The sequence below is a fragment of the Pseudoxanthomonas suwonensis J47 genome (genome assembly GCF_000513955.1).
GTDB lineage: Bacteria > Pseudomonadota > Gammaproteobacteria > Xanthomonadales > Xanthomonadaceae > Pseudoxanthomonas > Pseudoxanthomonas suwonensis_C.
Window position 1 is genome coordinate 75,324 of the sequence record NZ_AZUZ01000012.1, and the last position, 13,380, is coordinate 88,703.

Annotated in this window: 13 protein-coding genes; 7 read left to right on the forward strand and 6 right to left on the reverse strand. The window is 70.7% G+C overall.

All coding sequences use genetic code 11. The features are described 5' to 3' along the window. Positions 1–2 precede the first annotated feature (2 nt). On the forward strand, positions 3–512 hold the full coding sequence (locus M503_RS0104780) for a dihydrofolate reductase (protein ID WP_028919190.1): 510 nt from the start codon (positions 3–5) through the stop codon (positions 510–512). A 7-nt stretch (positions 513–519) separates the two neighbouring features. Here the strand turns inward: M503_RS0104780 and M503_RS0104785 are convergent, their stop codons facing one another. From M503_RS0104785 to M503_RS0104805, 5 genes are all read right to left on the reverse strand, one after another. Beyond that, positions 520–1,377, reverse strand: a complete 858-nt coding sequence (locus tag M503_RS0104785; protein WP_028919189.1) for a symmetrical bis(5'-nucleosyl)-tetraphosphatase — start codon at positions 1,375–1,377, stop codon at positions 520–522. A 9-nt stretch (positions 1,378–1,386) separates the two neighbouring features. Continuing rightward, on the reverse strand, positions 1,387–1,773 hold the full coding sequence (apaG, locus tag M503_RS0104790; RefSeq protein ID WP_028919188.1) for a Co2+/Mg2+ efflux protein ApaG: 387 nt from the start codon (positions 1,771–1,773) through the stop codon (positions 1,387–1,389). Between the two features lie 71 nt (positions 1,774–1,844). Beyond that, positions 1,845–2,624, reverse strand: coding sequence for a 16S rRNA (adenine(1518)-N(6)/adenine(1519)-N(6))-dimethyltransferase RsmA (gene rsmA, locus M503_RS0104795; protein WP_028919187.1), 780 nt, complete (start codon positions 2,622–2,624; stop codon positions 1,845–1,847). Between the two features lie 76 nt (positions 2,625–2,700). Beyond that, entirely contained in the window at positions 2,701–4,101 is a 1,401-nt protein-coding gene (locus tag M503_RS0104800; RefSeq protein WP_024867784.1) for a sigma-54-dependent transcriptional regulator, read from the reverse strand. 52 nt (positions 4,102–4,153) lie between these two features. Then, positions 4,154–5,755, reverse strand: a complete 1,602-nt coding sequence (locus M503_RS0104805) for a sensor histidine kinase (protein WP_028919186.1) — start codon at positions 5,753–5,755, stop codon at positions 4,154–4,156. Positions 5,756–5,947: 192 nt separating this feature from the next. Here M503_RS0104805 and sucC point away from each other — a divergent pair, with 192 nt between their 5' ends. From sucC to M503_RS0104830, 5 genes are all read left to right on the forward strand, one after another. Continuing rightward, the gene (gene sucC / locus M503_RS0104810) at positions 5,948–7,108 is read left to right on the forward strand and encodes an ADP-forming succinate--CoA ligase subunit beta (RefSeq protein ID WP_028919185.1); all 1,161 of its coding nucleotides are present in this window, start codon (positions 5,948–5,950) and stop codon (positions 7,106–7,108) included. A gap of 180 nt (positions 7,109–7,288) precedes the next feature. Next, a complete protein-coding gene (gene sucD, locus M503_RS0104815) occupies positions 7,289–8,164 on the forward strand; it encodes a succinate--CoA ligase subunit alpha (RefSeq protein ID WP_028919184.1) in 876 nt (291 codons plus the stop codon). A 223-nt stretch (positions 8,165–8,387) separates the two neighbouring features. Next, a complete protein-coding gene (locus tag M503_RS0104820; RefSeq protein ID WP_081720935.1) occupies positions 8,388–8,918 on the forward strand; it encodes an RNA polymerase sigma factor in 531 nt (176 codons plus the stop codon). 14 nt (positions 8,919–8,932) lie between these two features. Continuing rightward, positions 8,933–9,592 carry a hypothetical protein gene (locus M503_RS0104825; RefSeq protein ID WP_028919182.1) on the forward strand — a complete coding sequence of 220 codons (660 nt, stop codon included), beginning with the start codon at positions 8,933–8,935 and terminating at the stop codon, positions 9,590–9,592. Between the two features lie 71 nt (positions 9,593–9,663). Continuing rightward, positions 9,664–11,301: an NAD+ synthase gene (locus M503_RS0104830; protein WP_028919181.1), complete on the forward strand. Its 1,638-nt coding sequence runs from the start codon at positions 9,664–9,666 to the stop codon at positions 11,299–11,301. A gap of 104 nt (positions 11,302–11,405) precedes the next feature. Here the strand turns inward: M503_RS0104830 and M503_RS0104835 are convergent, their stop codons facing one another. Continuing rightward, complete coding sequence (locus tag M503_RS0104835; protein WP_028919180.1) at positions 11,406–12,281, reverse strand: outer membrane protein assembly factor BamD; 876 nt, start codon at positions 12,279–12,281, stop codon at positions 11,406–11,408. A 101-nt stretch (positions 12,282–12,382) separates the two neighbouring features. On the opposite strand from M503_RS0104835, the gene rluD reads away from it, so the two are divergent. Next, a complete protein-coding gene (rluD, locus tag M503_RS0104840; RefSeq protein WP_028919179.1) occupies positions 12,383–13,363 on the forward strand; it encodes a 23S rRNA pseudouridine(1911/1915/1917) synthase RluD in 981 nt (326 codons plus the stop codon). The last annotated feature ends 17 nt before the right edge of the window (positions 13,364–13,380 follow it).

Sequence of the window (13,380 nt, forward strand, 5' to 3'; positions counted from 1 at the left end):
CGATGCGCCTGGTCCTGGTCGCCGCGCTGGACCGCGACCGCGCGATCGGCCGCGGCAACGACCTGCCGTGGCGGTTGCCCGACGACCTCAAGCGGTTCAAGGCGCTGACCCTGGGCCGGCCGGTGCTGATGGGCCGGCGCACCGCCGAATCGCTGGGCCGCGCCCTGCCGGGACGGACCAACCTGGTGCTGACCTCTGGTGCCGGCGTGCCGTTCGAAGGGATGCGCGCGGTGGCCTCGCTGGACGAGGCGATCGCCGCGGCGGATGCCGAAGGCGCGGACGAGCTGTGCGTAATAGGCGGCGGCAAGGTCTACGCGCTCACCCTGCCGCGCGCCGACGTGCTGCAGCTGACCCACGTCGACACCCGCGTAGAGGGTGCCGATACCTGGTTCCCCGAGTGGGATCCGGCGCAGTGGCGAGCGGTGTGGCGCCAGGCGCATCCGGCCGACGCGCGCCATCCGCACGCGTTCGAGTTCGTCGAGTACCACCGCGTCGCCGGCGGCGACCGCTAGCCCCGCTTCAGTCCTTGTCCTTGCGCAGGTGCGGCGGCAGCGCGGCCACGTCGCGCCCGGGCACCTGCAGCACGCGCAGTTCCTCGCTGTCCAGCTGCAGCGCGGTCAGGCGACCGCCCCAGACCGCGCCGGTGTCGATCGCGTGCACGCCCTGGGTGATGGTCAGGCCCAGGGTCGACCAGTGGCCGCAGACGATCTTCAGGTCGCGCTCGGCGCGGCCCGGGGCCTCGTACCAGGGATACAGGCCCGCCGCCTGGGTGCCCGGCGGCCCCTTCTCGTCGATGGCGATGCGACCGCGCGGCGTGCAGTAACGGGCGCGGGTCAGCCAGTTGATGATCGAACGCCAGCGGTCGTGGCCGCGCAGGCCCGGCGACCAGTGGGGCTTGTCGCCGTACATGTTGCGCAGCAGGCCGCGGTAGCCGTCGCCGCGCAGCTGGCGCTCGACCTCGGCGGCGTGCTGCTCGGCCTGCTGGGTGGTCCACTGCGGGGCCAGGCCGGCGTGGATCATCATCCAGCCCAGCTCGCGGTCGGCATGCAGCAGCTTCTGCCGGCGCAGCCAGCCCAGCAGCTCGGTGCTGTCGTCGGCGAAGACCACGCGCTGCAGGTCCGGGTTGACCTTGCGCCGCTCGGCCGGGGTGCGCTCGCCGATCGCCAGCAGCGACAGGTCGTGGTTGCCCAGCACCACCACGCTGCGTTCGCGCAGCGAGTGGACCAGGCGCAGGGTTTCCAGCGACTGCCCGCCGCGGTTGACCAGGTCGCCGCAGAACCACAGCGTGTCGGCGGCCGGATCGAACCGGATCTTCTCCAGCAGGCGCTGGGTTGCGTCGTAGCAGCCCTGCAGGTCGCCGATGGCCCAGATGCTCATCGTGTGGCCTCAGTGCAGGGTGCGCGGGATGGTGAGCAGGAACGGGGCGATGGGCGCGTCGAAGCGGGTGCCGTCTGCGGCGAGCATGTCGTAGCGTCCCTGCATCGCGCCTTCGCCGGTCTCCAGCACCACGCCGGAGGTGTATTCGTAGTCCTCGCCGGGCTCCAGCCACGGCTGTTCGCCGGCCACGCCGTCGCCGTGCACTTCCTCGGTGCGGCCGTTGCCGTCGGTGATCTGCCAGTGGCGCGCCAGCAGGCGCGCGGCGACCCGGCCGCGGTTGTGGATGCGGATCGTGTAGGCGAAGACGTAGCGGCCGGCTTCTGGCGCGGACTGCTCCGCGAGGAAGCGCGGCTCCACTTCCACGTCGATCGAGTAGGGCGGCACCGGTTGCTGCATGGCCGACAGTGTAAGCAAAAAGCGCGTGATGGCCGAGGCGAGGGCCGCGGTCGCGTGACGCAGGCGTGGTTTCAGGCGCCGGCGTTGGCCAGGCGGATGAAGGCGGCGACGTCGATCTGTTCGGCGCGGGCGTCGGCGGCGACGCCGGCGGCCTCGAACTGCGCCGCGTCGCAGACGCCGTTCAGTGCGTTGCGCAGGGTCTTGCGGCGCTGGCCGAAAGCGGCGCGGACCACGTTGGCGAAGCGGTCGCGGTCGCGGATCGCGATCGTGGCCGGGTCGCGCGGCACCAGCCGCACCACCGCCGAGTCCACCTTCGGCGCCGGGCGGAACGCGCCCGGCGGGACCACGAACAGCGGCGTCACCGTGCAGTAGGCCTGCAGCATCACGCTCAGCCGCCCGTAGACCTTGCTGCCCGGGCCGGCGCCCATGCGGTCGACCACTTCCTTCTGCAGCATGAAGACCATGTCGCGGATCGCCGCGGCGTGTTCCAGGGCATGGAACAGGATCGGCGAGGAGATGTTGTAGGGGAGGTTGCCGGCCAGCTTGATGCGTTCGCCGCCGGCCAATGCGGTGAGGTCCACCTGCAGCACGTCGCGGTGGACGATGGCCAGCTCGCCGACGCCTTCGGCCATCGCCGCCAGCGGTCCGACCAGGTCGCGGTCGAACTCGATCACGGTCAGCGTGCCATGGCGGCGCAGCAGCGGCAGGGTCAGGGCGCCCTGGCCGGGGCCGATCTCGACCACCCGGTCGCCGGGCTGCGGGTCGATGGCCTGGACGATCCGCTCGATGTAGCTGCGGTCGTGCAGGAAGTTCTGGCCCAGCGATTTCTTGGGCGTGTGGTTCGCGGTCATGCGCCATTATCACCGCTGGCGGGGCGGTGGCGCAGCCGATGGGCCGTATGGTGCGGAAAGGCGGCGCGCGGCTGCCTCAGTCCATGCCCAGCTTCTTGAGCTTGTAGCGCAGGGCGCGGAAGGTGATGCCCAGCTGCGCGGCGGTGCGGGTCTTGTTCCAGCGGTTCTCTTCCAGCGCCTTCTGGATCGCCGCCCGCTCCAGCTGCTCGATATAGGAGGGCAGGGCGCCGGTGCCCGGATCCAGGTCGATCACCGCCTCGGCCTGCGCCGCAGCGGCCGCACCGTTGGGCGCCGCCGGGCTCGCGGTACGCGGGGCCGGCTGCGGCAGGTGCAGGTCCGGCGCATCGATGGTGTCGCCCTCGGCCAGGGCCAGGGCGCGCTCGAGGATGTTCTCCAGCTCGCGTACGTTGCCGGGGAAGGCGTAGCCGGCCAGCGCGGCCAGCGCGGCCGGGGTCAGTTCCGGGCTGGGGCGGCCCTGCCCGGCGGACAGGCGCTGCAGGATCGCGTTGGCCAGCTGCGGCAGGTCGGCGGTGCGCTCGCGCAGCGGCGGCACGCGCAGCTCGATGACGTTGATCCGGTAATAGAGGTCGTGACGGAAGCGCCCGTCGGCGACCAGGCCGGACAGGTCCTTGTGCGTGGCCGAGAGGATGCGCACGTCCACCGGCACCTCGCTGGAGGCGCCGACCGGGCGCACCGACTTCTCCTGGATCGCGCGCAGCAGCTTGACCTGCATCGGCAGCGGCAGCTCGGCCACCTCGTCCAGGAACAGGGTGCCGCCGCTGGCGGCCTGGAACAGGCCGGGCTTGTCGGCGTGGGCGCCGGTGAAGCTGCCCTTCTTGTGGCCGAAGAACTCGCTTTCCATCAGCTCGGCCGGGATCGCGCCGCAGTTGACCGGCACGAATGGCCCGGCCGCGCGCGCGCCCTGTTCGTGGATGGTGCGGGCGACCAGCTCCTTGCCCACGCCGGACTCGCCGAGGATGTAGACCGGGGCCTGGCTGCGGGCGACCTTGGCGATGGTCGCACGCAGGGTGGCCATTGCCGGCGACTCGCCCAGCAGGCGGCTGGCCTGCTCCGGCGGGGTCGGCGGCGGCTTGGGCCGCTCGGCGTTGTTGAGTTCCAGCGCGTGGCGGACCAGGCCGCGCAGCACGTTGATGTCGACCGGCTTGCTGACGAAGTCGAAGGCTCCGGCCTTCAGCGCTTCCACCGCCAGATCCATGTTGCCGAAGGCGGTGATCATCGCCACCGGCGTCTGCGGGTGGTGGCGGGCGATCTCGCCGACCAGTTCGATGCCGTTGCCGTCGGGCAGGCGCATGTCGGTGAAGCAGAGGTCGTAGCGGTTGCCGGAAAGCAGCTCGCGCGCTTCGGTCAGGTTGGCCGCGGTGTCGACCCGCAGCCCCATCCGCCCGAGCGTCAGTACCAGCAGTTCGCGGATATCGCGCTCGTCATCGACGATGAGGGCACTGCGATTGGGCGTCATATCTGAACGATAGCCGACCAGGGCCGCCGCGGCCAAGCCCGCGCGGGCGAGGTCATGGCGGCAGGATGGCATTGGGGCCCTGCATGGCGACCCGGAAACAGGCGCCGCCGCCAGGGACGGGGACGTATTCCAGCGTGGCCTGGTTGGCCCTGCAGAGTTCGCGGGCGATGTACAGGCCAAGGCCGGTGCCGTGCTCGGACGTGGTGAAGAACGGCCGGAACAGCTGCGCGGCCACGCCTTCGGCGATGCCGGGGCCGCGGTCGAGCACGTCGACGAAGGCGTTGCGGCCGTCCTGGAACACCCGCAGGCGCACCCGCGCCGGTTCGTCCATCAGCCGCCCGTACTTGAGCGCGTTGTGCACCAGCGCGGTCAGCAGCTGCTGCAGGTGGCGCGGGTCGACCATGGCCGGCACCGGCTGCGCCGGCACCACCGCCTCCAGGCTGTCGGTCTCGATCGAAAGGGTCAGCCGGTAGTCGTCGACGAAGCGGCGGACGAAGGCGCACAGGTCCAGGTTCTCCGGGTTGGCGCGCTCGCGCCGCGCCAGGCCGAGCACGCTCTCGACGATGCCGTTGGTGCGCTGGCACTGCTGGTGGATGATCTGCAGCAGGCGGCGGTCGGCCTCGTCGATGTTGCGCGACTCCTCCAGCAGCTGGGCGGCGTAGTTGATCGCCGCCAGCGGGTTGCGGATCTCGTGGGCGAGGCTGGCCGAAAAGCGGCCCAGCGCGGCCAGGGTCAGCGATTCGGCGCGGCGCGAGACCACGGTGGTGTCGTCCAGGAACACCAGGGTCAGGTCGCTGTCGGCCAGCAGCCGGGCGAAGCGCGGCTGCACTTCCGGCTGGTCCGGCTGCAGCTGCATCGGCGTCTCGTCCACCTGCCAGCCGTTGCGCCAGCGCTGCAGGCGGCGGGCCAGTTCCGGTGCGATCTGGTTGAGGTCCATGCTCGCAGCCTGGCTGCCTTCGCCCAGCAGCAGCGCGGCGGCCTCGTTGGCCAGGGTGATGCGGTTGTCGGCATCGACCACCAGCACGCCGGTGCGCATGCGCCGGATCACCAGCTCGTTGATCTCCACCAGGTTGGCGACCTCGGCGGTGCGCTTCTCGGCCAGCTGCTGGCTGGAGCGCGCGCGCTGGCCGATCCGGTAGCCCAGCCAGGCCAGGGCCAGGTAGCTGGTGACGAACATGCTCAGCTCGGCCAGGGTGCGCGGCGCGCCGCCGTCGGCCAGGCTGCTGAGGATGTATTCGCCGACCAGGGCCGCGCTGGCCAGCAGCGCCACCACCAGGCCCTGGCGCAGCGGCAGCAGCATCGACGCGGCGGCCACGTTGAACAGCAGCATCATCGCGATGCCGGCGGCCACGGTGGGCAGGGCGTGGGTGGCCAGGGAGGCGGCGAGGATGTCGATGCAGGCCCCGCCGAACACCAGCTGGGCGAACCAGCGCTCGTTGCGCCCCAGCACCAGCAGGACCACCGCCACGACCAGGTAGGCCACGGCCACCGTCGAGGCCAGCCCCGGGTTCCGTGGCGCACCAATGAGTTCCGCCATCGGGCTGAATACGAGGGCGGCGATGATCCCGGCTTCCAGGGTCCGGTACAGGCCGAAGAAATACAGTTCGCGCCGCGGAATCGACTCGATGCGGTCTATGAGCGATGCGTTCGGCAAGCCCTGATCTCCCCGGTCCAGGCCGGGGCCAGTATAGGCGCAGGCGGGGCGGGGGAGCCGGGGTTTCCCCGGGGGCGTTTTGCACCGCCGAGGCCTTGTCGGCGACAATATCGCCCCCGCCCGCCAGCCCCCCTGGCCGCAAGGCCCTGGCCGGACCAGCGTGGCGGCGTCCCTCTCCTCCACTGGTGAAGCATGAATTTCCACGAGTACCAGGCGAAACAACTGTTTGCCGGCTACGGCATTCCGGTCCCGGCCGGGCAAGTCGCGTCCACCCCGGCTGAAGCGGTCGATGCGGCCAAGGCCCTGGGCAGCGGCCCGTGGATGGTCAAGGCGCAGATCCATGCGGGCGGCCGCGGCAAGGCCGGCGGCGTCAAGTTCTGCAAGACCACCGACGACGTGTTCAACGCCGCCATCGGCATGCTCGGCACGAAGATGGCCACCTACCAGTCCGGCGGCGTGGCCCTGCCGGTCAACCAGGTGCTGGTGACCGAGGCCGGCGAGATCGCCAAGGAGCTCTACCTGTCGGTGCTGGTGGACCGCGGCAGCAAGTCGATCACCTACATCGCCTCGTCCGAGGGCGGCGTGGAGATCGAGAAGGTCGCCGCCGAGACCCCGCACCTGATCCATACCCTCAACGTCAACTTCGTCGAGGGCCTGCAGCCGTACCAGGCGCGCAACATCGGCTTCGCCCTGGGCCTGAACGCCAAGCAGGTCAACCAGCTGGTCAAGATCATGACCGGCCTGTACAAGCTGTTCAACGAGAAGGACCTGTCGCTGGTCGAACTGAACCCGCTGGCCATCCTCGACAACGGCGACCTGTACGCGCTCGACGGCAAGGTCAACTCCGACGACAACGCCAGCTTCCGCCATCCGGACCTGGTCGCCATGCGCGACAAGAGCCAGGAGGACGAGACCGAGGTCCTGGCCAGCCAGCACGACCTCAACTACGTCACCATGGACGGCAACATCGGCTGCATGGTCAACGGCGCCGGCCTGGCGATGGCGACCATGGACGTGATCAAGCTCAACGGCGGCGAGCCGGCGAACTTCCTCGACGTCGGCGGCGGCGCCACCAAGGAGCGCGTCACCACCGCGTTCAAGCTGATCCTGTCCTCGGACAAGGTGAAGGCGATCTTCGTGAACATCTTCGGCGGCATCGTCCGCTGCGACATGATCGCCGAGGGCATCATCGCCGCGGTCAAGGAGGTGGGCGTGAAGGTGCCGGTGGTCGTGCGCCTGGAAGGCACGAACGTGGAAGAAGGCAAGAAGCTGCTGAAGGAAAGCGGCCTGGCCATCATCCCGGCCGACGACATCAACGACGGCGCCAAGAAGGCCGTCGCCGCGGTCGCCTGATCCTGACCTGACGGCTCCGGATGGCGTGAATCCCGACCTCATCCCCCTTGAGCCAAGGGGGTGGCCCGCCGCGAAGCAGCGGGGCAGGGGGATCTGGAGCCACGCCGCCGGGCATCGGCGCAGCCGGTGCCGGGCATCCGGAGCCGGCGTCCAAATACGAACTACTAAGGACTAAAGAACATGTCCGTTCTGGTTAACAAGAACACGAAGGTGATCGTGCAGGGCTTCACCGGCCAGCAGGGCACCTTCCACGCCGAGCAGATGGTCGAGTACGGCACCAAGGTCGTCGGCGGCGTCACCCCCGGCAAGGGCGGCCAGCAACACATCGGCCTTCCGGTCTTCAACACCGTCGCCGACGCGGTCGCCGAGACCGGCGCCGACGCTTCGGTCATCTACGTCCCGCCGCCGTTCGCGGCCGACGCGATCCTGGAAGCGGCCGCGGCCGGCATCAAGGTCATCGTCGCCATCACCGAGGGCATCCCGGTGCTGGACATGCTGCGCGTGAAGAACGTGCTGAAGGGCTACGACGACGTGGTCCTGATCGGCCCGAACTGCCCCGGCATCATCACCCCGGGCGAGTGCAAGATCGGCATCATGCCGGGCCACATCCACAAGCCGGGCAAGATCGGCATCGTCTCGCGTTCGGGCACGCTGACCTATGAAGCGGTCAAGCAGACCACCGACGCGGGCCTGGGCCAGTCCACCTGCATCGGCATCGGCGGCGACCCGATCAACGGCCTGAACTTCGTCGACTGCCTCAAGCTGTTCAACGAGGATCCGCAGACCGAGGGCATCATCATGGTCGGCGAGATCGGCGGCAGCGCCGAGGAAGAGGGCGCCGAGTACATCAAGAACCACGTCAAGAAGCCGGTCGTCGGCTTCATCGCCGGCGCTTCGGCCCCTCCGGGCAAGCGCATGGGCCACGCCGGCGCGATCGCATCGGGCGGCCAGGGCACGGCCGAGGGCAAGTTCGCGGCGATGGAAGCGGCGGGCATCACCACCGTCCGTTCGCCGGGCGACCTGGGCGCGGCGATGAAGGCCCGCCTGGGCGGCTGATCCAGCCGACCCGTGTCACACGGAAAGGCCGCCTCCGGGCGGCCTTTTCTTTTGCCGTTCGCGCCGGGAGTGGCGCGACGCCTCCCGCCCCGCGGCACGCCGGGGGGGCTGTCAGGCCCAGGCTTCCGATGGCGGCCAGGCCCCGACGTCCGGCCGTGTGACAAACCGGCCCGTCCTGCGAATCACTCCTGCAACGGACACAATCCGGATGCACGGAACCCGCATGGAACTCGCCACCCCCATGACCGACAGCCAGGCCCAGGCCTTCGATGCGTTGCTGCAGCGGCACCGCGGCATCGTCCACAAGGTGGCCGCCAGCTATGCCCGTGGCGCCGAGGACCGTGCCGACCTCGCCCAGGAGATCGCCATCCAGTTGTGGCGTGCCTGGCCGTCGTACGACCCCGCGCGCTCCTTCTCGACGTGGATGTACCGGATCGCGCTGAACACCGCGATCTCGTTTCTGCGCGGGCAGTCGCCGACCCGCCGCAACGCGGTGTCGCTGGACGAACACCTCCACGAGCTGCCCGGCGAAGGCGCGTTCGACCCGGAAATGCACGAACGCGTGCGCCTGCTGCAGCGCTTCATGGCCACGCTCGGCCCGCTCGACCGCGCGCTGCTGCTGCTCTACCTGGAAGAGCGCAGCGGCCGCGAGATCGGCGAGGTGCTGGGCCTGGGCGCAAGCAACGTCACCACCCGCATCGCGCGGCTCAAGCAGCGCCTCCGCGATTTCGCCACCCATCCCCACCAGGACTGATCGTGGAGACGGCCATGGAACTCGACGAACTCAAGCAGGCCTGGCAGGCGCTGGGTCGGCAGATGGAGCGCCAGGAGACGATCCAGTGGCAGCTGTTGCGCGAACGCAGGCTGGACCGCGTGCGGCGCGGAATGTGGCCGCTGGTCGCGGGCCAGGTGCTGCAGTTCGTGCTCGGCGTCGGCATGGTCGTGCTCGGGGTGGCGTGCTGGACGCGCAACACCGATGTCCCCGGGCTGTTCGCGTCCGGGCTGCTGGTGCACGCTTTCGGCGTGGCCACCGCGGTCTTCGCCGCGATCACCCTGGTCCTGCTGGGCACCGTCGACTATTCGGCGCCGGTGCTGAAGATCCAGAAGCGGATGGCCCTGCTGCGCCGTTTCTACGCGATCAACGCGCTGCTGTGCGGCCTGCCGTGGTGGATCATGTGGCTGCCGGTGGTCGTGGCCTTCGCCGGGCTCGATGCGCACGACGCGGCCGCCGGCACGCCGGCGTGGATCCAGGCCAGCCTCGCGATCAGCGTGGCGGGCCTGCTCGCCACCGCGGGCGGCGCCTGGATCCTGCACCGTCGTGCCCGCGCCGCCGGCCGCGGCGGCCTGCTCGACGAAAGCCCTTCGCTGCGCCGGGGCGCGGAGACCCTCGACGAGATCGCCGGCATGGAGCGCGACCGGTCGGCGTGACGGGGCGGTGCAGGCCCGGCGCCGGCCGCGCCGGTATCATGGCCGCAGCGTCCACCAACGGTCTTCCCCCCATGAAGGATTCCCTGCGCATCGCCCTGGCCCAGTTCGACTTCCCGGTGGGCGCGGTGGCCGGCAACGCGGAGCGCATCGCCGGGATGATCGTCGACGCGCGCGACGAATACGGCGCCGACATCGTCCTGTTCCCGGAGCTGGCGCTGAGCGGATATCCGCCGGAGGACCTGCTGCTGCGGCCGTCGTTCCTGGCCGAATGCGAGGCGGCGCTGCAACGCATCGCCGCGGGCGTGCACGGCATCGTCGCGGTGGTGGGCTGGCCGGAATCGGCCGGAGCGGTGCTGTACAACTCCGCCAGCGTGCTGCGCGACGGCCGCATCGAGGCCACCTACCGCAAGCGCGAACTGCCCAACTACGCGGTGTTCGACGAGCGCCGCTACTTCGAGGTCGATCCGGATGGCGGCCCCTGCGTGTTCGACGTGGAGGGCGTGCCGGTCGGCGTGGTGGTGTGCGAGGACCTGTGGTTCCCCGAGCCGCTGGCCGGCACGGTCGAGGCCGGCGCACAGCTGGTGCTGGTGCCCAACGCCTCGCCGTTCGAGCGCGGCAAGCACGCCCAGCGCGACGCCCTGCTGGCCGAACGCACCCGCGAAACCGGCGCGGCGCTGGCCTATCTCAACCTGGTCGGCGGCCAGGACTCGGTGGTGTTCGATGGCGCCTCGGTGGTCGCCGACGGCGACGGCACCGTGCATCCGGCCGCGGCCGCCTTCACCGACCAGTGGCTGCTGGTCGACTACGACACCGCCGGACGCCGTTTCACCCCGGTGCAGTGGATGGACGACGGCGACGAGAGCATGGACGCACTGGCCTGGCGCGCGATCGTCCGCGGCATCCAGGACTACTTCCGCAAGAACGGGTTCTCGCGCGCCTGGCTGGGCCTGTCCGGCGGCATCGATTCGGCGCTGGTGCTGGCGCTGGCGGTTGACGCGCTGGGCGCGGAGAACGTCACCGCGGTGCGCCTGCCCTCGCGCTACACCGCCGGCCTGTCCAACGACCTGGCCGCCGAGCAGTGCGCGGCGCTGGGCGTGAAGCTGGAGACCGTGGCGATCGAGCCGGCGTTCCAGGGGTTCCTGCAGGCGCTGGAGCCGCTGTTCGCCGGCCACGAGGTCGACACCACCGAGGAGAACCTGCAGTCGCGCAGCCGCGGCGCGCTCCTGATGGCGCTGTCGAACAAGTTCGGCGGGCTGCTGCTGACTACCGGCAACAAGAGCGAGTACGCGGTCGGTTACGCCACCATCTACGGCGACATGTGCGGCGGCTACGCGCCGCTGAAGGACCTGTACAAGACCGAGGTGTTCGGCCTGGCGAAGTGGCGCAACACGGTCGGCGGGGCGCCGGTGATCCCGCCGGCGGTGATCTCGCGGCCGCCCTCGGCCGAGCTGCGCGCCAACCAGGTCGACCAGGATTCGCTGCCGGCCTACGACGTGCTCGACGGGATCCTCTACCGCTACGTGGACCAGGAACAGTCTCGCGAGGAGATCGTCGCCGCCGGCTACGCGGCGGAGGTGGTCGACCGGGTGCTGCGGCTGGTGCGGACCAGCGAGTGGAAGCGGCATCAGGCCGCGCCGGGGCCGAAGGTCTCGCGGCGCGCGTTCGGCCGCGAGCGCCGCTATCCGATCAGCAACGGCTTCCGCCACTGAAGGCCCGGCCGGTCGCGTGTCGGCCAGCGGTACCACTTCACAGACCCGGAAACGAAAAGGGCGCGCCTTCCAGCGCGCCCTTCGTGCCTGCTGCGGCGTAGCGCTTACTGGCGCTGCGCGTTGCGCTGGCCGGTTGGCGACTTCTCGCCGGCGAACGGGTTGAGCCGGCGGATCGCCCACGGGTAGTCCGGCCACTTGCCCTGCAGGGCCGGGTGCGAGGGGTCGTTCAGGCGCAGCACGCGCTCGGCGTCGGCGGCCAGGGTGGCGTTGTCCAGCTCGCGGTAGGACACGGCCAGCACGGCGACGGCGTCGTTCTGGAACTCGCTCTGCGGGTAGGTCTCGAGGATGTACTGGGCGCGGGCGATCGCCGACAGCCAGGCGCCGCGGCGCATGTAGTACAGCGCCGTGTCCAGCTCGTGGCGGGCGAACATGTTGCGCAGCTGGACCATGCGCTGGCGCGCGTCGGCGGCGTAGCGGCTGTTCGGATAGCGCTGGACCACGCGCGAGAAGTCGTCGTAGGCCTGCTGCGGCGAGGCCAGGTCGCGGCGGGACGGGTCCAGCGACCAGACGCGCTGCAGGAACACCGCGTCGCGGTTGGAGTTGGACAGGCCGCGCAGGTAATAGAAGTAGGCGATGTTGCGGTGGGTCGGGTAGGTGCGGATGAAGCGGTCGATGGTCGAGACCGCGTCCTCGTGCTTGCCGGCCTTGAACTGGGCGTAGGCGGTTTCCATCAGCGCCTGCTCGGTGTGCGGCCCGTACGGGTACTGCGCGACCAGTCGCTTGAAGGTCTTCTCCGCGCCGGCCCAGTCGCCGCGCTGCATCTGGGTGTGGCCCTTGTCGTACAACTCGGTGACCGGCAGGCCCTCGTCGGCGTCCTTCTTGCTGTTGCGGCCGCAGCCGGTGGCGACGATGAGCACGGCCAGCAGCAGGGCGGCCAGGCGCAGCGGGGCGGGGAAGATGGAACGGGAGCGGTGGGCCATCGGAGGCTGCGGCACGTATAAACGGAAGGGCCGATGATAGCCTAGTGGCCTGTCCGGCGACTGACTTCCGCCGTCGGGCCGTCCCCCGCAGCGACTTTCACATGCCCCAGCAAACCCCTGAACCCCGCCAGGCCATCGTCCCGGACGAGGCCGCCGGCCGCCGCTTCGACGCGGTCCTGGCCGAACTGTTCCCCGAATACTCGCGCTCGCGCCTGGCGGCCTGGATCAAGTCCGGCGATGCCCTGCTGGACGGGGCGGCGGCGCGCCCGCGCGACCCGGTCAAGGGCGGCGAGACCGTCCGCCTGGCCGCGGTGGCCGAAATCCAGACCGAGGCGGTGGCCGAGGACATCCCGCTGGACGTCCTGTACGAGGACCGGCACCTGTTCGTGCTGGACAAGCCGGCCGGGCTGGTCGTCCACCCCGGCGCCGGCAACCCGGCCGGGACCCTGGTCAACGCCCTGCTGCACCGGGATCCGGGGCTGGCGGTGCTGCCGCGCGCCGGCATCGTCCATCGCCTGGACAAGGACACCAGCGGGGTCATGGTCGTGGCCCGCACCCTGGAGGCGCACACCGGTCTGGCCGCGCAGCTGGCCGCGCGCGAGGTGCACCGCCAGTACGTGGCCGTGGTGGTCGGCTCGCTGGTGTCCGGCGGCACCGCCGACGCGCCGATCGATCGGCATCCGCGCGACCGCCTGCGCATGGCCGTGCGCGAGGACGGCCGCGAGGCGGTGACCCATTTCCGCCTGCGCGAGCGCTTCCGCGCCCACACCGCGCTGGAATGCCGCCTGGAGACCGGGCGCACCCACCAGATCCGCGTACACATGCAGCACCTGCGCCACCCGATCGTCGGCGACCCGCTGTACGGCGGCCCGCTGAAGCTGCCGCGCGGCGCTACCGAGGAGCTGGCCGCCGGGCTGCGTGGCTTCAAGCGCCAGGCGCTGCACGCCGAGGTCCTCGAGTTCGCCCATCCGCTGACCGGCGAGCCGGTGCGGGTGTCGGCGCCGCTGCCGGCGGACATGGTCCAGCTGCTGCAGGTGCTGCGCGAGGACACCCGCGCCTGGGAAGAGAGCCAGCGGCGCTGAGCGCCCCGGGCGAGGCC